The following is a 17,428-nucleotide window of genomic DNA, read 5'->3' as shown; positions in this document are numbered from 1 at the left end:
CAGTCGCTTTATTTCTCTATTTATTCAGCAAGCTTTGCTTCAATATCATCTAATAACAGGTTAGCTGCTAGAACTCCACCAGCTGTGTTCCAAATAGCATCGTCAACTTTGTAAGCTTTTTCTGCTTTTACAACTTCAAGGTTTTTCCAAAGTGGATCATTCGTCCATTCTTCTTCTGTTTTTGTTGCTTCTGTATCACCAGGTGGTGCATATGTAAAGTAGAATAAAATGTCTCCATCCATCTTTGGAATAACTTCTTTACCTACTTCTCGAGCAAATAAATCTTCTGGATTATCAGAGAAAACCTCCTCTAGTACAGCTGGACGTGCAAAGCCTAACTTCTCTAGAATTACTCCTGAGAAAGAATCTTTATAGTAAATTCTAGTTTTACCTGCCATAAATCGAACAACAGATACTTCCTGGTTAACTTTATCACCAGCAGTTTCTTTAATTTCGGAAATACGAGCTTCAAAATCATCAGTCACTTTTTGACCTTCATCTTCACGGTTTAATGCTTTAGCATATAATTTGAAATTATCCTGCCATTCACCCTTTAAAGTTTCAGAGAAAACGGTAGGTGCAATAGCTTTTAATTGCTCATAGATTTTTTCTTGGCGAAGTTTGTTACCGATGATTAAATCTGGTTTAAGGGCAGCAATTGCTTCAACGTTTACTTCACTCTCAGTTCCAACAACTTCAACATTTGTCATTTTATCAGTAATATGTTCATACCAAGGATCACCTAACCAAGATTGTACGGCACCGACCGGTGTAACACCCATAGATAATAATGCTTCAGTTCCTTCGTTTGTTAAAATAACAACCTTCTCGGGAGTACCAGTAATTTCAGTTGAACCCATTGCATGTTCCACTGTATATGTTTCTTCTGCAGGAGCATCATTAGATCCTTCTGCACCTTCAGTTTCTGTTGATTCCTCATTGGTATTACCGCAGGCTGCGAGAATAAGGATGGTCATACTTAATAAAAATAATGATAACCAAGACTTACGTGATGTTACTGTCATGTTTGAACCTCCAATGTATTTGATAATCATTTTCATTTACAATGAGAATAATAAAAGGAATTAGGACAATTGTCAACATCTAATTGAAAACGATTTTCAAAATCATTATTATTTGATAAGATTGTTATGAAATAAAGTTATAAATAGGAGCAGCTATGTTATTGAAATCTTCTTATCAAAAATCGCTTGGCTTAATTTTAGGATTTATTTTACTTATTCTACTAATGTGTGGAAGTCTTGTTTTTGGCTATACAGATACAAACTTAAAAACAGTTTATGATGCATTTGCTCATTTTAACGGAAGTAATGAACATATTATTGTGTACGATGTTCGACTACCTCGAGCTTTAATAGGGGCAGTCGTCGGTGCGAGTCTAGCGCTTGCAGGTGCAATTATGCAAGCTTTAACAAAAAATCCTTTAGCTTCACCAAGTGTATTTGGAATAAATGCCGGTGCTGGATTTTTTATTGTTGTGGCAGTTTCAGTGTTTTATGTTAACTCATATCAGGCTTATATTTGGATTGCCTTTGCAGGTGCAGCCTTTTCAGCATTTATTGTATATTTTATCGGGTCATTTGGTAGGGAAGGGCTAACTCCAATGAAGTTAACATTAGCAGGTGCAGCAATGGCAGCACTCTTTTCTTCTCTGACACAAGGGTTATTAGTAGTAAACGAAGCGGCACTTGATCAAGTGTTATTTTGGCTAGCTGGTTCTATTCAAGGCAGAAAGCTGGAAGGATTGTATATGGTACTTCCTTATGTTTTACCTGCCATTATATTAAGTATGATTCTTTCACAAAAAATTAATGTGTTAACAATGGGGGAAGATGTTGCAAAAGGATTAGGACAGCGAACAGGAGTAGTAAAGCTTACAGGGGCATTACTAGTTATTGTTTTAGGTGGGGGAGCTGTTGCTGTTGCTGGACCGATTGCTTTTATCGGAATTGTTATTCCTCACTTCGCCCGATTTTTAGTTGGTAATGATTATCGCTGGATTCTCCCTTTTAGTACCTTTTTAGGAGGATCACTCCTTGTATTTGCAGACATCCTTGCAAGATATATTGTTATGCCTGAAGAAGTTCCAGTAGGGGTTATGACAGCGTTTATCGGAACTCCCTTTTTTATTTATATAGCACGTAGGGGGTTCGGAAAGTGAAAAAATATTATAAGTTAAGGTTAGGGTCAGGTTTTCTATCCTTTCTAATTGATAAAAAGGCATTATTTATTTCGTGTATTTTGTTAGGTGTTACATGTTTAATTTTTATGTTAAGTACAGGTATTGGCGAGGTCTTTATAACTCCTATCAATGTTATGAAAACCTTGTTTGGCTTTGGTACAGAGATGGATGAACTATTTATTTATTCTTTTCGATTACCTCGTATTATTATTGCCTTATTAGTAGGAATAAGCTTAGCGGTAGCAGGTGCGATACTACAGGCTTTAATACGTAATCCATTAGCATCACCGGATATTATTGGAATAACAGGTGGGGGAGCAGTTGGTGTTGTTTGCTTCCTAATGCTTTTTAGCGATCGAAACAACTCATTGATTGTAAGCGTTAAATGGATGCCAGTTGCAGCGTTTATTGGTGCAACCATTGTAGGCATACTTGTTTACTTACTTTCTTGGAAGAATGGATCTTCATCTGTGCGACTCGTCCTTATTGGGATCGGATTGTCAATGCTGGCACAGTCTTTAACTACACTTTTTATGGTGAAAGGTCCCATCTATCAAGCATCACAAGCAAATGTATGGATTACAGGGACAGTGTATGGTGCAACATGGGAACAGGTTCGTATATTACTTCCCGTTGTTATTATATTATTAATCATTTGCTTGATTTCAATAAGAGATGTGAATATACAAGAGCTCGGTGATGAATTGGCAACAGGTGTGGGCAGCTTGGTACAAAGGAACCGATTTTTACTATTATTACTGGGGACTGCCTTAACAGGTGCTTCGGTAGCCTTTGCAGGTGTTATAGGATTTGTCGGCTTAATGGCCCCACATATGGCAAGGAGAATGGTAGGATCTTCCTTTGGTGCTCTTTTACCAGTCTCTGCATTGCTTGGTGCCATACTTGTTATGTTGGCAGATTTAATTGGGAGAACGTTATTCTCTCCATTAGAGGTTCCAGCAGGTGTGTTTACTGCAGCAATCGGTGCACCTTATTTTATTTACTTACTATATAAAACAAGGAATTCGTGAAAGTAAGATTTCTGGCTCTGATAGCCATGTGAGATAGAAACTAGATATGCCATACAAAAAGGAGCGATTTATATGGATGCGATTGAAACAAATGCGCTCACTCTTTCTTATGGAGATACAATAATCATTAATGAGTTAGATGTGAAAATTCCTAAGGGTGAAATAACGGTCTTTATTGGTAGTAACGGTTGTGGGAAATCAACGTTACTACGCTCGATTGCAAGATTGCTAAAACCTAGAAATGGTTCTGTGTTACTCGAAGGAAATGCAATTGCAAAACTTCCTACAAAAGAGGTAGCAAAACAGCTGGCTATCCTTCCTCAAGGTCCGGTTGCACCTGAGGGGTTAACCGTTTTGCAGCTTGTTAAACAAGGTAGATATCCACATCAAAGCTGGTTAAAGCAATGGTCGAAGGAAGATGAAGACGCTGTTTCAAGTGCCTTAGAAGCAACAGGATTGCAGGATTTAGCAGAAAGACCAGTCGATTCTTTATCAGGTGGGCAACGGCAACGTGCATGGATTGCCATGACTCTTGCGCAGCAAACAGATATTATTCTGTTAGATGAACCAACAACCTATTTAGATATGACACATCAAATAGAAATATTAGATCTTTTATTTGAATTAAATGAACGTGAAAATCGAACGATTGTTATGGTTCTTCATGACTTAAATTTAGCTTGTCGCTATGCCCATAATCTTGTAGCGTTAAAAGACAAAAAAGTTTATGCACAAGGAAAACCTGAAGAGGTAATTAACTGTAGTTTAGTGCAAAATGTATTTCAAATGAATTGTGAAGTTACCGTTGATCCTATTTTTGGAACACCTCTTTGCATACCTCATGGAAGAGGAAGATGTATTATAAAAGAAGCTGGGGTATTAAATGGCTGAACTAACTAAAGAAGAACTATATTCATTAACAAAATACCGGATCATAACAGAGAAGAAAACAAATGGTTCCATCATTAAAGGTGCAGATTTACTCCAACAGAAACACCTGACGTCTCTTTATGATGAGATATTACAATACAAGCTTAATACAAATAAACACTCTGTTATCGGGTCTATGTTAGTAAAAAGATATGCCTTCTTGGCAGCACTTGTTTTATATTGCATGACAAGCTACGATAAAGGAATAAACAGTAGTATTAACAATCTGTCACTTCAAACAGATGATGATGATCCAATTTGGTTACCAAGCTTTTACTTTAATAACTTGGTAGTAACAACTCCAGATACTGATCGAAACAGTTGGAGGGAAGCGGTTATTACCGCCTTATTTAAAGATAATATTTCTATCATTATTAATAACGTATCAAAAGCTTCGAAAGTGTCCAAGTCCATACTTTGGGAAAATATTGCGATCTATATTTTCTGGATGTACGAATCTTTACTCGAGGATGAAAGTATTTCAGATGAAATGAAATCAAAGATAAAAGAGGACTTTTCATATGTAATCATACATGCGCCTGCCGAAGCTTTTGGTCTAAAAGATAAAAATCCTCTAACAATGTATTTTCATGATAAGAAAAACAATGTGAGAAAACGATCCACTTGTTGTTTATTTTACTATACTTCAAAAAACGGAGATCGCTGTCAAACATGTCCAATTGAATGTAAACAACCAACAACCTAGTAGAGGAGGTATCGTTCAATGGAGCAACAGTTAAAAGAACAGTTTGATGGACTGCTTGAAAAATATACAGAGTTATTATTAGGTGAAACATCTGATGAGTTGAAAGAAAAAGTGAAGATGTGGGCATTGTATACTCATATTTCCAAATCAATGCCACCGTTAGCTAAACATTGGAATTCAGCCTACCCGGAAGCTAAAGAAGATCTAAAGAGTATTATTGGAGAAATTAAGGAACTAAATGAACAGTTTCGTAAAACAAAAATGAAAGACTAAAAGCTCATCTTCTACTATGAAGTGAGCTTTTTCTTTTGAAAGCTATTGCTGAGTATTTCCATTTCCATAAGGAGATTGCTGCTGAATTGTTGTTGAAAACTTTTGATATGATTGTTGAAGTTTCTGTGTATCAGCGGCTTCTAGAGAATACCAACCATTCTTAAACATTAAATTATAAAGATCTCTTTGAGCCTGTTGTGTTTCATTAAATATTGTAGAAAGATCCTGGTATAGTGCTTGATGACTTGCTTCGTTAAGTGCTGTTGAATAAGAAGAAGTTAAATATTTTTCGGTTGATAATAAATCATTTGCAAAATCACGATCATTCATCTTAGGTCCTTCTTGCACTTGTGTTTCTGCATTGCTAATTTTACTATCCATACTTACCTGACCTCCTACTGAAGTTGAGCACCTGATGAAGGCTGCTGAGATTGTAAATGTGATAATATTTTTTGATAATGCTGATTGTGCATTTGACCAATTTGTTCTAATTGATTTTTCACTTCTTGGTTTTGACATTGAGACGCAAAAAAATGAGCTTTTTTCATTGCTAAAAGATTCCACGAAAGCATATCTGTTAAGTAGAGCTGGTCTTTAGTTGTGATAATATTAGGTGGTTGCACCATCATTGATGGCTGTTGCTGCTGTTGCGTATTTTGCTTTTGCATCAATACCCCTCCTCACTTATTCAGTCTTTTCTATCCTTCCACTACAAAAGTGTAATATGCAATGGGAAAAAGAGATCCCAAATGATCCTTAACCGATTTTAACTTCAAAACATATACTCTTTATAAGAGGAATACAGATCTGATAAGAGATATAATCAATATGTCATTTTTCAAAATAACATGTATTCCACTAAATCTCAGATAATGAATGCGGTTACAATTCGCTAATTGATTCAAAAATGGACTGAATATGGAATAAGAACGCAAAAGGAGGGTTTTCAGGTGGAACAATTATTACGAAACTCTTTTATGTTTTTATCCAAGAATAAGACGTTGACTAGACTTGCAAAAAAATATGGACTAAGATTTGGAGCAGGAAGATTCGTAGCTGGTGACACAATTGATTTGGCAAAAGGTGTAATTCAGAATCTTAATCACAAAGGCCTTGATGTAACATTAGACTACCTTGGTGAATTTATTGAGGATGAGCAGGAAGCAAGAGAAACAGCTGATCATTGTATTAAAGCAATTGAAGCTATAGGAAGTAGTAGGCTGAAATCACAAATTTCGATTAAACTTACTTCTATGGGTTTAGATATATCTGATGAAGTAGTTTTAACAAATATGCGCCGTATATTAACGGCAGCTGAAAAGTATGATGTTTTTGTAACAATTGATATGGAAGATCATTCTAGATGTGAAAAAACGCTCGAAATTTTTAAGACATTGAAAAAGGATTATAAACATGTAGGGACAGTTGTTCAAGCATATTTATACCGAACTGTTCAGGATGTTGAGGAGTTAAGTCGCTATGAGGCGAACTTAAGGCTTGTGAAGGGTGCCTACAAGGAATCATCAGATGTTGCTTTTCCAGATAAAAAGGATGTTGATGAGAACTTTAAAAAAATTATTAAAATGCATCTACTTAATGGACATTACACAGCAGTGGCAACTCATGATGATATCATGATTGACTATACAAAAGAGCTTGTAGATCAACACAAGATACCAAAGGATCAATTTGAGTTTCAAATGCTGTATGGTATTAGACCTGAAAAGCAATTAGATTTAGTTAAAGAAGGATATCGAATGCGTGTCTATGTACCATTTGGGACAGATTGGTATGGATATTTTATGAGAAGAATGGCAGAAAGGCCTGCTAATGTTGCATTTGTTTTGAAGGGGATTTTTAAACGCTAGACTTAATTTGTCACTTGAAAAATAAGAAGGGGCCTGCAACCTATGTCAGACCCCTTAGACTTGAGCTTTTACATATTGTCACTGCCCATATTATGCTGTTTGTATTGTTGATTTTGGCTTGTGCGCTTACCGCCGCCAGCTTTTTCGTTATTAGGACCAGCATTGCCCTTTACACTTGCAGCACTTACACCTGCTTTTGATGGAGATTTTTTTAAACGTGCCATGAAGTATCACCCCCTGCTAAATTAGCTTTTCCTAAGATGAATTTGATTATTTAGTAAAAAATATGATAAATCTATTGAACAAATTTTTAAAATCTTTTATATTATTATTAAAGGAACTCATTCGTAAGGTTTCATTTTTTTGGGAGAAAAATGAATGAGTATTCATTCAAATAAGGGGGAAAATGTATGGTCCAGCGAATTAAGAGAGCTGCTGTATTAGGTTCAGGAGTAATGGGCTCAGGAATTGCAGCACACTTAGCAAATATCGGCATCCCTGTCTTACTATTAGATATTGTGCCTCGTGAGTTAAATGACGATGAGGTAAAAAAAGGTCTAACATTACAAGATAAAGCTGTACGAAATCGTATCGCATCAATAGCTGCTCAAAAACTTTTAAAACAAAAGCCTGCACCACTTACGGTGAAGAGCAACCTCGAACTTATTACGGTCGGTAACTTTGAAGATGATATGCATCAATTATCAGAGGCTGATTGGATTATTGAAGTTGTTGTTGAAAATTTGGCTGTCAAACAACAGGTGTTTGCGCAGGTTGATGAACATAGAAAAAAAGGAAGTATTATTAGTTCCAATACATCAGGTATATCAGTAGAAGCAATGGCTGAAGGTCGGTCAGATGACTTTAGGAAGCATTTTTTAGGCACTCATTTCTTTAACCCGCCAAGATATTTAAAACTATTGGAAATTATTCCAACAAAAGATACTGACGAGAATGTTTTATCATTTATGAGAACATTTGGTGAAGATGTGTTAGGAAAAGGTGTTGTAGAAGCAAAGGACACGCCTAACTTTATTGCAAACCGAATTGGAACTTATGGCTTACTTGTAACAGTACAAGAAATGTTAAAAGGCGGTTATAGTGTTGGCGAAGTAGATTCTATTACCGGACCACTTATCGGTAGAGCAAAAAGCGCTACTTTCCGTACACTAGATGTAGTAGGTTTGGACACATTTGCCCATGTGGCGAAAAATGTATATGAGCAAGTGGAAGGACAAGAAAAAGCAGTATTTGAAATTCCTGGCTTACTAGAAAAGATGCTTGATAATAAATGGCTTGGCAGTAAAAGCGGTCAAGGATTTTATAAAAAAGAAGGAAAAACAATTCTAGAATTAAATCCCGAAACATTTGAATATGAAGAGAAAAAGAAATTACAAGCAGCATCTGTAGAACTTGCAAAGCAGGCGAAAGGCTTACCAAATAAATTGAAAGCGCTTATTTACGCTGATGACAGAGCAGGTGCCTTGTTAAGAAGCATTACAATACCAACACTAGTCTATTCTGCACAGCTGCTAGGTGAAATTGCTGATGATATTGTGGCAATTGATCAAGCAATGAAATGGGGATTTGGCTGGGAGGCCGGTCCGTTTGAATTATGGGATGCAATTGGAGTAGAAAAATCTGTTGAACTAATGGAGCAGCAAGATGTGCAAGTACCTAGCTGGGTAAAGGAAATGCTTGCTAAGGGCTTTGGAACATTCTATAGAGAAGAAAATGGGGTGCTATTTTTCTATAACAATGGCGAGTATCGTCAAGTAAGACAAAACCCTAAAGTGATTAATTTAAAAACACATAAACAAATAAATGGTGTTATCAAGAAAAATAGTGGTGCAAGCTTTATCGATTTAGGTAATGACGTTGCCTTACTCGAGTTTCACTCACAAAGCAATGCAATTGGGTTAGATATTATCCAAATGATTAATTTTGCAGTTGATGAAGTTGAAAAGAACTACAAAGGACTTGTTATTGGAAATCAAGGTAAAAACTTCTGCGTTGGAGCTAATTTAGGAATGATCCTAATGGAAGCACAAGATGATAATATTTTTGAAATTGAAATGGTTGTTCATCAATTTCAGCAGGCAATGATGAAGATAAAGTATAGCAAAAAACCAGTCGTTGCTGCACCGTTTGGCATGACATTGGGTGGCGGAGCGGAGATATGCTTACCTGCAAGCAGCATTCAAGCTTCAAGTGAAACGTATATGGGATTAGTTGAAGTTGGGGTAGGACTAATTCCAGGCGGCGGCGGAAATAAAGAGCTTTATATCAAGCAATTAAGTAACATGCCTAAGGGAGCAGACTTTGATTTACAATCTGTTGCTAACAAAGTTTTCGAAACGATTGCTATGGCAAAAGTATCAACTTCAGCAGCAGAGGCAAGAAAAAATCAGTTCCTTAACGACCACGACAACATCAGTGTGAATAGTGATCATTTATTATACGATGCAAAACAAAGAGTAATTGAGCTTTATGATAGCGGATATCAACCACCTGCCCGCAATAAAGTACCTGTAGTGGGAGAAACAGGCTATGCGACTCTTTTACTTGGTGCTCAATCCATGCATCTTTCCGGATATATTTCAGATCATGATTTAAAAATTGCAAAGAAACTTGCCTATGTTATCGCAGGAGGTAAGGTTCCATTCGGTACAGAAGTAGATGAGCAATATTTATTGGATTTAGAAAAACAAGCATTTTTAAGCTTAGTAGCGGAAGGAAAATCACAGCAACGTATGCAGCACATGCTTTTAAAAGGCAAACCACTTAGAAACTAATATTGTAAGAAAGGGAGGTTAGTAGAATGAGAGAAGCAGTTATTGTGGCAGGTGCCAGAACACCTGTAGGAAGAGCTAAAAAAGGTACATTAGCGAACATGCGACCTGATGATTTGGGAGCGCTAGCTGTAAAAGAAACATTAAAAAGAGCAGGGAATTATGACGGGAATATTGATGATCTCATTATAGGATGTGCAATGCCAGAGGCAGAGCAGGGATTAAATATGGCCAGAAACATTGGGGCTCTAGCTGGTTTGCCTTATACAGTTCCAGCAATCACAATTAATCGCTATTGTTCGTCTGGGCTTCAAAGTATCGCCTATGGGGCAGAAAAAATTATGCTAGGCCATTCAGATACAGCCATTGCAGGTGGAGCTGAATCAATGAGTCTTGTTCCAATGATGGGGCATGTTGTCAGACCAAATGCAAAGCTTGCTGAAGATGCTCCCGAATACTATATGGGCATGGGGCACACTGCTGAAGCTGTTGCCAAAAAGTATGGTATCACACGTGAAGAGCAGGACGCTTTTGCAGTAAGAAGTCATCAAAGAGCGGCAAATGCAATTAAAGAAGGAAAGTTTGATGATGAAATTGTTCCGGTGGATGTACCAGTTCGAACTGTTGGACCTGATCATAAATTACATGAAAAGGTTGTTACATTCAATCAGGATGAAGGTGTTCGAGCGAACACAACTTCAGAAGTACTTGCTACATTAAAGCCGGCATTTTCTGTAAAAGGATCTGTAACAGCAGGTAACTCTTCACAAACAAGTGACGGAGCTGCAGCTGTTATGCTGATGGATCGGGAAAAAGCTCAATCTCTTGGCTATCAGCCATTGGTGAAGTTCAGATCATTTGCTGTTGCCGGAGTTCCTCCTGAAATTATGGGAATTGGTCCAGTTGCTGCGGTTCCTTTAGCTTTAAAATACGCAGGCTTAGAGCTTTCTGATATTGGCTTGTTTGAGTTAAATGAAGCATTTGCTTCTCAATCCATTCAAGTTATTCGCGAGCTTGGACTTGACGAAGGTAAAGTAAATGTAAACGGTGGAGCAATTGCACTCGGTCATCCACTTGGATGCTCAGGTGCCAAGCTAACACTTTCACTCATTCATGAAATGAAGAGAAGAAATGAACAATTTGGGGTAGTAACAATGTGTATTGGCGGCGGAATGGGTGCTGCAGGAGTATTTGAATTATTGTAAGTATCAACGACAAAAGAAATCTGTAATTGAGCAATCGGAAAAGCCTCCGATTGCTTCAAGTTCTAGTTCTACTTACTAAATAACAGTTATTCAAATAATGTTAATGGGGGAATTTTCATGTCAAAAGCAACAGATGCAGTGATTAAAGGTGGAAGCTTTTTAATTGAAGATGTTTCATATGATCGAGTTTTCACTCCTGAGGATTTTACAGATGAACACAAAATGATTGCAAAAACAACAGAGGATTTTGCGGTAAATGAAGTGCTACCACATCTTGAAGATATTGAAAATCATGAATTTGATAAGTCTGTCAAGCTTTTAAAGCAAGCGGGGGAACTTGGTTTATTAGGGGCAGATGTACCTGAAGAGTATGGCGGATTTGGATTGGATAAGATCAGCTCTGCTTTAATTACTGAAAAGATTTCAAGAGCTGGAAGCTTCTCTTTATCTTTCGGTGCTCACGTAGGAATTGGTTCATTGCCAATCGTATTATTTGGTAATGAAGAGCAGAAGAAAAAGTATTTACCAGGTCTTGCTTCTGGTGAAACACTTGCAGCATATGCACTAACAGAGCCAAGCTCAGGATCGGATGCACTTGGTGCCAAAACGACAGCAAGACTTAATGCAGAAGGCACTCACTATGTGTTAAATGGTGAAAAACAATGGATTACAAACTCCGGCTTTGCAGATGTTATTGTTGTTTATGCAAAGGTAGACGGTGAGCACTTCTCTGCATTCATTGTGGAAAGAGATTTCCCTGGAGTTTCAACAGGTCCTGAAGAAAAGAAAATGGGAATTAAAGGATCTTCAACAAGAACTGTTATTTTAGAAGATGCTTTAGTACCAAAAGAGAACCTATTAGGTGAGCTAGGTAAAGGACATGTAATTGCCTTCAATATCCTGAACATTGGACGTTATAAGCTAGCAGTTGGAACAATTGGCGGAGCAAAGCGCTTAATAGATGTAGCTGTTCAATATGCAAACCAACGTCAACAGTTTAAAACACCAATTTCAAGCTTCTCTCTTATACAGGAAAAACTTGCAAATATGGCAGCTAAAACATATGCAATGGAAAGTTCAGTTTATCGCACCGTTGGCTTATTCGAAGACCGTATGAGCAGATTATCTGATGAGGAAATTAAAAACGGAAAAGAAGTCGCAGAATCAATTGCTGAGTATGCTATTGAATGCTCATTAAATAAAGTATTTGGTTCTGAAACACTTGATTATGTCGTAGACGAAGCTGTTCAAATTCACGGTGGATATGGATTCATGGCAGAATATGAAGTTGAGCGCGTTTATCGTGATTCACGTATTAACCGTATCTTTGAAGGAACAAATGAAATCAACCGCCTTTTAGTACCAGGAACATATTTACGAAAAGCTATGAAAGGTGAATTACCATTATTCCAAAAAGCTCAAAGCTTACAAGAAGAACTGATGATGCTTATGCCTGAAGAGGTTGGAGAAGGTACACTTGAACAGGAAAAGTACTTATTAAAGAATGCGAAGAAAATTGTATTTTAATCGCTGGCTTAGCAGCTCAAAAGTACGGAAAAGAATTACAAAAAGAGCAGGAAGTTCTTGTCAATATTGCTGATATTGTAAGCAATGTATATGCAATGGAATCAGCGATTTTACGTACTGAAAAGGCAATTGCTAAGAACGGTGAAGCGAAAAACAAACAAAAGCTTCTTTATACACAAGTTTATTGCCAAGAAGCTTTTAATGAAATCGAAGCACATGCAAAAGAGTCATTAATTGCGGTTGAGTCAGGTGATTCTCTACGAATGATGATGTCAGCGTTACGAAAATTTACACGTCATACTCCAATTAATGTAATTGGCAAGAAAAGAGAGATTGCAGCAGCAATTATCGATAAAAATGCATATCTAGCTTAATTTTTCAGGAGGCAATGATATCATTGCCTCCTTCAACCTGTTTTCAATCAATAAAAGGCAATGTTAAGTGTCTTCTAATTCTCTCTACTGAAAAAGATAAAAGTTAAATTTGAGCCTTGAAATTTAATTACTTCTAATTAGGCTGGAATGATGATATATGATAAGATAGAGAAAAATATTCCTTAATTGGAAAGTTAAATGATTAGGAGCAAAGAGGTGAAAAACTTGGCACTGAATTTTTACTGGTATCCTAAATGTGGGACATGTCGTAAAGCAAAAAAATGGCTTGAAGATCATAATGTTGAATTTAATGAAATACATATCGTTGAAAACCCGCCAAATAAAGAAGAGCTAGAAAGCATTTACAAAAAAAGTGGACTAGAGCTTAAAAAATTCTTTAATACAAGTGGACAAAAATATCGTGAGCTTGGGCTTAAAGATAAACTTGCTTCAATGTCAGAGGATGAAATGATTCAACTCTTAGCAAGTGAAGGAATGCTCATTAAACGTCCTCTTACAGTGGGGAATGAACATGCTACAGTTGGCTTTAAAGAAGAGCAATTTAGCGAAACTTGGCAAAAATAGAAGATAGTTATTGCATAGTTAGCAGAAAACTGTTAAAACAAAGATGATTAAGCTGAAATTTGTAAATATTCCTGGAGGTATGAAGACATGAACACACCTAAAGAACTGCGTTATTCAGAAGAACATGAGTGGGTAAAAGTAGAAGGAGATAAGGTGCGTATCGGTATCACGGATTTTGCACAATCAGAGCTTGGGGATATCGTATTTGTTGAATTACCAGAAATTGGTGATGAACTTCAAGCGGATGAGCCATTTGGAAGCGTTGAGTCAGTAAAAACAGTATCTGAATTATATGCACCAATTAGTGGGAAAGTTGTAGAAATTAATGAAAATCTTGATGATAAATTTCAGAGTTCGTGAATGAATCACCTTATGAAAAAGCGTGGATGATTGTCATTGAACCTGCAAACCCTGCTGACATTGAAAAATTAATGACAGCCGAGCAATATGAGGAAATGACAAATCAAGACTAATTAGCATGATAAAATAAATTATGGACACTCTATTAGTAGGTAAAGGAGGGTGTCCATATGACAATTCAAAAACAACGATTAGATATCACTGATCGACTTGTAGGAAAATTTGGAGATGGGCAATTAAATCTTTATCTGGAAAAAGAAAAAATTGGCCAAATGGTCTCTGAGAATAATTATGACTTAAAAGCGGGATATGAATTCAATGATAACCGCTTTTACCAAATTGCAGATGTAGTAACAGGACCAGACCAAAAATATGTCGATTGTGATTATGAAAACGGTTGGTGTTAATAAAGCAGCAGTGGGATCTCCACTGCTCTTTTGCAATTAAACAGGTCGTTTCTTATCATGTTTTTCTTAATGGCTGAATTTGTGATTATTAATTTAAGTTGTTTCGTAATGATTTTGTTTTTAAACACTAAAAACTGATCTTACGACTAACTAAAAAACAGCTATTTAGAAAAAACATAAAATAAAAGGGAAACAACCTCGACAACTCGAATAGGTTATATATAAAGACTCTTACTTACTTTAAAAATAGGTGATGGCTATGTCGTTAGTTGAGGTTGAAAAAGTATTAATTGTTGAAGGAAAATCAGATAAGAAAAAGGTTTTAAATGTAGTAACGGAACCAATAGAAATAATCTGTACAAATGGAACAATTAGCATAACAAAAATGGATGAGCTAATTGATGAACTATTCCTAAAGGAAGTTTATATATTAGTTGATTCAGATGATGCTGGTGAACGATTAAGAAAATTATTTAAACGAGAATTTCCTGAAGCCTCTCATCTTTACATTGATAGAGCATATCGTGAGGTTGCAACAGCACCGGATCACCATGTAGCATCTGTTTTGCTAAGTGCAAATATAGATGTGAATGCAAAATTCCTTTAGAAGGGATATGAAGTTAGTTTTATGATTGAATGGAAAGAAAAGCAGCTCACCCTTCCTGATAAGGGTATTCAAATTACGTACCTTTACACACCAATGTGTGGGACATGTCAAGTAGCAAAGAAAATGTTAACGGTTGTTGATGAAATGATACCCAGTTCGGACATTTACTCCGTAAATCTAAATTATTATCCTGAAGATGCGAAAAGATTAGGAATTGAGAGTGTGCCTTGTTTAATTATTACTGAAAACGGTGAAATGAAAGAAAAGGTATATGCTTTCCAATCTGTCACCCATCTTTTTGACTTAATAAAACAATATGCCTGCTAATTTGACATATTTCTCGGGAAATAGACTGATTTTACGAAAGAAAAGCAGAAACTGTCGAGTTATTTATAGAGGATTCTTTCGACCTTCAATGAAGTTATATAAACATAACCTTGTTGAGATCGGGAGGATTCTTTTTTATGTTTTTAACAACATTTGTCTCAAGCCTGAATAAAGGAAATTTAATAACACCGATTCTTTTAAAACGAAAATTAATTGTAGAATTTCGTTCAACAGATAAAGGAAGTTATTTTTTAGAACTTTCATCAAGTGAATCAAAACTACTATCGATTCAACCAGTTACTGTTGATTTTGTTATAGAAGGCGAAGAATCGGATTTAGAAGAGGTTTTTCTGCACCCTGTAAGCTTAAAGCAACTCATATCGTTTGGGAAATTATCAATAAAAGGCTCATATCGAGATTTTCTTAGGCTGGAGGCTTTAATTAAATTAATCTAAACTTGAAATTTCTTATATACATCAAACACAACTTCTATTACCATTAAATTAGTCTAGAAAAGAATACCACATCTTGTTATCACACCTATTAGTAGACACTAAGAATGTACAATAGGAGGAAGAAGATGAAAGAGAAACAATATCGTCCAGAAACAGTAACCATTCATGGAGGGTTAAAGAAAGATTCAATGACAGGTGCAAGATCTGTCCCAATTTATCAATCAAATGCTTATCTATTTGAAAATACAGAACATGCGGCCAATTTATTTGGATTGAAGGAGCCTGGATATATTTATACAAGAATTCATAATCCAACTTCATCTGTGTTTGAAGAAAGAATTGCTGAATTGGAAGGCGGAATCGGAAGTTTAGCTGTAGCAAGTGGAATGGCAGCGATTACATTGTCGGTTTTAAACCTAGCTGGTTCTGGTGATGAGATTGTATCAGCTTCTACATTATATGGAGGTACATATAACCTTTTTGCTAACACATTACCAAAGTACGGAATCAATACTGTGTTTGTTGATCCAAAGAATCCGGAAAATTTCCGATCTGCTATTACTCCGAAGACAAAAGCTATTTTTGCAGAAACAATCGGAAATCCAAGCTTAGATGTTCTTGATATCGAGGCAGTTGCAGAAATTGCTCATGAAGCTGGAATTCCATTGATTGTGGATAATACATTTGCCACACCATATCTATGTAGACCAATTGAACATGGTGCCGACATTGTTGTTCATTCTGCAACAAAATGGTTGCTTGGGAATGGGACAACTCTTGGTGGAGTCATTGTAGATGGAGGCAAATTCGACTGGAATAGTCCAAAATTCCCTGGTTTTACAACTCCTGATCCTAGCTATCATGATTTAGTTTATGCAGAAGCATTAGGAGAACAAGCATACATTGTTAAAGCGAGAGTTCAATTATTAAGAGATTTAGGTCCAGCGATTAGCCCCATACAATGCCTTTCAATTTAATCTCGGTCTAGAAACTCTTCATGTCCGTATGAAGGAACATGTGTCAAATGCAAGGAAAATGGTGCAATACTTAGAAAGTCACCCAGCTGTTGAGTGGGTTCTGTATCCTGAAAATAGCGAACACCCTGCTAAGGACTTAGCTGCTAAATACTTACCTAAGGGTGCTGGTTCTGTAGTAGTATTCGGTATAAAGGGCGGAAGAGAGGCTGGTGCAGCTCTTATTAATAACGTTGAACTTTGGTCACATGTTGCAAATGTTGGAGATGCGAAAAGTTTAATCATTCATCCTGCGAGTACGACTCATCAACAACTAGGAGTTGAAGATTTAAAGAAATCGGGTGTAACAGAAGATCTGATCCGCTTATCAGTAGGAATTGAACATATAGAGGATTTAATAGAAGATTTAGATCAAGCAATTTTTGAAGCTACAGGTGTAAAAGGAATAGAAAAGGTGACTTCTTAATTTATTAAATATTCTAAAAATACTATACATTGCATAATATCGAAAAGGGTTGCATACTAATGCAACCCTTTTCATTTTTGAAATGTAAAATTAACATCTAAAAAGTAAGCTATTTCAAGAAAATAAATAATTGACATTGATTTTCAACACATGATACAATCACAATCGTACTTAAAAAGACAATCAAATATTTAACTCTTATCAAGAGAGGTGGAGGGAAGTGCCCGATGAAGCCCGGCAACCATCAGTTCATTCTGAAATGGTGCCAATTCACACAAAGCAGATGCTTTGAGAGATGAGAGAAAGGTATTCAAAGCGCCTTTCTGCTCATTTTGCAG

General features: G+C 36.4%; 17 protein-coding genes, 3 pseudogenes and 1 riboswitch. Of the genes and pseudogenes, 16 read left to right on the top strand and 4 right to left on the bottom strand.

Annotation, left to right across the window (positions count from 1 at the left end):
* Positions 1-20: 20 nt before the first annotated feature.
* Positions 21-1,025 carry an ABC transporter substrate-binding protein gene (locus tag MVE64_RS09020; RefSeq protein ID WP_247345691.1) on the bottom strand — a complete coding sequence of 335 codons (1,005 nt, stop codon included), beginning with the start codon at positions 1,023-1,025 and terminating at the stop codon, positions 21-23.
* A gap of 155 nt (positions 1,026-1,180) precedes the next feature.
* On the opposite strand from MVE64_RS09020, the gene MVE64_RS09015 reads away from it, so the two are divergent.
* The 5 genes from MVE64_RS09015 to MVE64_RS08995 all read left to right on the top strand — a co-directional run bounded on the left by MVE64_RS09015 (position 1,181) and on the right by MVE64_RS08995 (position 5,143).
* A complete protein-coding gene (locus MVE64_RS09015; protein ID WP_247345688.1) occupies positions 1,181-2,182 on the top strand; it encodes a FecCD family ABC transporter permease in 1,002 nt (333 codons plus the stop codon).
* Positions 2,179-3,234 (top strand): FecCD family ABC transporter permease, encoded by a 1,056-nt coding sequence (locus MVE64_RS09010; RefSeq protein WP_247345685.1) that lies wholly within the window; start codon positions 2,179-2,181, stop codon positions 3,232-3,234. Before MVE64_RS09015 ends, MVE64_RS09010 begins: the two co-directional genes overlap by 4 nt.
* A 66-nt stretch (positions 3,235-3,300) precedes the next feature.
* Positions 3,301-4,125, top strand: a complete 825-nt coding sequence (locus tag MVE64_RS09005; protein ID WP_247347008.1) for an ABC transporter ATP-binding protein — start codon at positions 3,301-3,303, stop codon at positions 4,123-4,125.
* On the top strand, positions 4,118-4,870 hold the full coding sequence (locus tag MVE64_RS09000; RefSeq protein ID WP_247345682.1) for an IucA/IucC family C-terminal-domain containing protein: 753 nt from the start codon (positions 4,118-4,120) through the stop codon (positions 4,868-4,870). The genes MVE64_RS09005 and MVE64_RS09000 overlap by 8 nt, the downstream gene beginning before the upstream one ends.
* 18 nt (positions 4,871-4,888) lie before the next feature.
* On the top strand, positions 4,889-5,143 hold the full coding sequence (locus tag MVE64_RS08995) for a YusU family protein (RefSeq protein ID WP_247345679.1): 255 nt from the start codon (positions 4,889-4,891) through the stop codon (positions 5,141-5,143).
* Positions 5,144-5,185: 42 nt separating this feature from the next.
* Here MVE64_RS08995 and MVE64_RS08990 read toward each other — a convergent pair whose 3' ends face one another.
* On the bottom strand, positions 5,186-5,524 hold the full coding sequence (locus MVE64_RS08990) for a spore coat protein (protein ID WP_247345676.1): 339 nt from the start codon (positions 5,522-5,524) through the stop codon (positions 5,186-5,188).
* Between the two features lie 14 nt (positions 5,525-5,538).
* Positions 5,539-5,811 (bottom strand): hypothetical protein, encoded by a 273-nt coding sequence (locus MVE64_RS08985; RefSeq protein WP_247345674.1) that lies wholly within the window; start codon positions 5,809-5,811, stop codon positions 5,539-5,541.
* A 282-nt stretch (positions 5,812-6,093) separates the two neighbouring features.
* On the opposite strand from MVE64_RS08985, the gene MVE64_RS08980 reads away from it, so the two are divergent.
* The gene (locus MVE64_RS08980) at positions 6,094-7,011 is read left to right on the top strand and encodes a proline dehydrogenase family protein (protein WP_247345671.1); all 918 of its coding nucleotides are present in this window, start codon (positions 6,094-6,096) and stop codon (positions 7,009-7,011) included.
* A 68-nt stretch (positions 7,012-7,079) separates the two neighbouring features.
* Here the strand turns inward: MVE64_RS08980 and MVE64_RS08975 are convergent, their stop codons facing one another.
* Positions 7,080-7,235, bottom strand: a complete 156-nt coding sequence (locus MVE64_RS08975) for a YuzL family protein (protein WP_098796428.1) — start codon at positions 7,233-7,235, stop codon at positions 7,080-7,082.
* Positions 7,236-7,421: 186 nt separating this feature from the next.
* Between MVE64_RS08975 and MVE64_RS08970 the strand changes: the two genes are divergently transcribed.
* From MVE64_RS08970 to MVE64_RS08925, 10 genes and pseudogenes are all read left to right on the top strand, one after another.
* Positions 7,422-9,806 carry a 3-hydroxyacyl-CoA dehydrogenase/enoyl-CoA hydratase family protein gene (locus MVE64_RS08970; RefSeq protein ID WP_247345668.1) on the top strand — a complete coding sequence of 795 codons (2,385 nt, stop codon included), beginning with the start codon at positions 7,422-7,424 and terminating at the stop codon, positions 9,804-9,806.
* Between the two features lie 26 nt (positions 9,807-9,832).
* Entirely contained in the window at positions 9,833-11,008 is a 1,176-nt protein-coding gene (locus MVE64_RS08965) for an acetyl-CoA C-acetyltransferase (protein WP_247345666.1), read from the top strand.
* A 117-nt stretch (positions 11,009-11,125) separates the two neighbouring features.
* Positions 11,126-12,909 (top strand): annotated as a pseudogene (locus tag MVE64_RS08960) (acyl-CoA dehydrogenase family protein).
* Positions 12,910-13,134: 225 nt separating this feature from the next.
* Positions 13,135-13,494: an arsenate reductase family protein gene (locus MVE64_RS08955; RefSeq protein ID WP_247345663.1), complete on the top strand. Its 360-nt coding sequence runs from the start codon at positions 13,135-13,137 to the stop codon at positions 13,492-13,494.
* 87 nt (positions 13,495-13,581) lie between these two features.
* Positions 13,582-13,967, top strand: a pseudogene (gene gcvH / locus MVE64_RS08950) (glycine cleavage system protein GcvH).
* A gap of 57 nt (positions 13,968-14,024) precedes the next feature.
* On the top strand, positions 14,025-14,261 hold the full coding sequence (locus MVE64_RS08945; RefSeq protein WP_247345660.1) for a YusG family protein: 237 nt from the start codon (positions 14,025-14,027) through the stop codon (positions 14,259-14,261).
* A 259-nt stretch (positions 14,262-14,520) separates the two neighbouring features.
* Positions 14,521-14,868: a toprim domain-containing protein gene (locus MVE64_RS08940; protein WP_098796435.1), complete on the top strand. Its 348-nt coding sequence runs from the start codon at positions 14,521-14,523 to the stop codon at positions 14,866-14,868.
* Positions 14,869-14,889: 21 nt separating this feature from the next.
* Positions 14,890-15,195 carry a thioredoxin family protein gene (locus MVE64_RS08935; protein ID WP_247345658.1) on the top strand — a complete coding sequence of 102 codons (306 nt, stop codon included), beginning with the start codon at positions 14,890-14,892 and terminating at the stop codon, positions 15,193-15,195.
* A 137-nt stretch (positions 15,196-15,332) separates the two neighbouring features.
* Positions 15,333-15,650, top strand: coding sequence for an SCP2 sterol-binding domain-containing protein (locus tag MVE64_RS08930; protein ID WP_247345655.1), 318 nt, complete (start codon positions 15,333-15,335; stop codon positions 15,648-15,650).
* 125 nt (positions 15,651-15,775) lie between these two features.
* Positions 15,776-17,090: pseudogene (locus MVE64_RS08925) on the top strand (O-acetylhomoserine aminocarboxypropyltransferase/cysteine synthase family protein).
* 195 nt (positions 17,091-17,285) lie between these two features.
* Positions 17,286-17,392: riboswitch (SAM riboswitch) on the top strand.
* The last annotated feature ends 36 nt before the right edge of the window (positions 17,393-17,428 follow it).

This window comes from Metabacillus endolithicus (assembly GCF_023078335.1).
Taxonomy (GTDB): domain Bacteria; phylum Bacillota; class Bacilli; order Bacillales; family Bacillaceae; genus Metabacillus; species Metabacillus endolithicus.
The sequence above is the reverse complement of the archived record's forward strand: the minus strand, read 5'-3'. Positions and strand labels throughout refer to the sequence as shown.

What these genes read in the sequence shown, in the direction of transcription:
- MVE64_RS09020 (WP_247345691.1), bottom strand. Translation starts at nt 1,025, where the DNA reads ATGACAGTAACATCACGTAAGTCTTGGTTATCATTATTTTTATTAAGT.
- MVE64_RS09015 (WP_247345688.1), top strand. Translation starts at nt 1,181, where the DNA reads ATGTTATTGAAATCTTCTTATCAAAAATCGCTTGGCTTAATTTTAGGA.
- MVE64_RS09000 (WP_247345682.1), top strand. Translation starts at nt 4,118, where the DNA reads ATGGCTGAACTAACTAAAGAAGAACTATATTCATTAACAAAATACCGG.
- MVE64_RS08995 (WP_247345679.1), top strand. Translation starts at nt 4,889, where the DNA reads ATGGAGCAACAGTTAAAAGAACAGTTTGATGGACTGCTTGAAAAATAT.
- MVE64_RS08990 (WP_247345676.1), bottom strand. Translation starts at nt 5,524, where the DNA reads ATGGATAGTAAAATTAGCAATGCAGAAACACAAGTGCAAGAAGGACCT.
- MVE64_RS08985 (WP_247345674.1), bottom strand. Translation starts at nt 5,811, where the DNA reads ATGCAAAAGCAAAATACGCAACAGCAGCAACAGCCATCAATGATGGTG.
- MVE64_RS08975 (WP_098796428.1), bottom strand. Translation starts at nt 7,235, where the DNA reads ATGGCACGTTTAAAAAAATCTCCATCAAAAGCAGGTGTAAGTGCTGCA.
- MVE64_RS08970 (WP_247345668.1), top strand. Translation starts at nt 7,422, where the DNA reads ATGGTCCAGCGAATTAAGAGAGCTGCTGTATTAGGTTCAGGAGTAATG.
- MVE64_RS08965 (WP_247345666.1), top strand. Translation starts at nt 9,833, where the DNA reads ATGAGAGAAGCAGTTATTGTGGCAGGTGCCAGAACACCTGTAGGAAGA.
- MVE64_RS08945 (WP_247345660.1), top strand. Translation starts at nt 14,025, where the DNA reads ATGACAATTCAAAAACAACGATTAGATATCACTGATCGACTTGTAGGA.
- MVE64_RS08940 (WP_098796435.1), top strand. Translation starts at nt 14,521, where the DNA reads ATGTCGTTAGTTGAGGTTGAAAAAGTATTAATTGTTGAAGGAAAATCA.
- MVE64_RS08935 (WP_247345658.1), top strand. Translation starts at nt 14,890, where the DNA reads ATGATTGAATGGAAAGAAAAGCAGCTCACCCTTCCTGATAAGGGTATT.
- MVE64_RS08930 (WP_247345655.1), top strand. Translation starts at nt 15,333, where the DNA reads ATGTTTTTAACAACATTTGTCTCAAGCCTGAATAAAGGAAATTTAATA.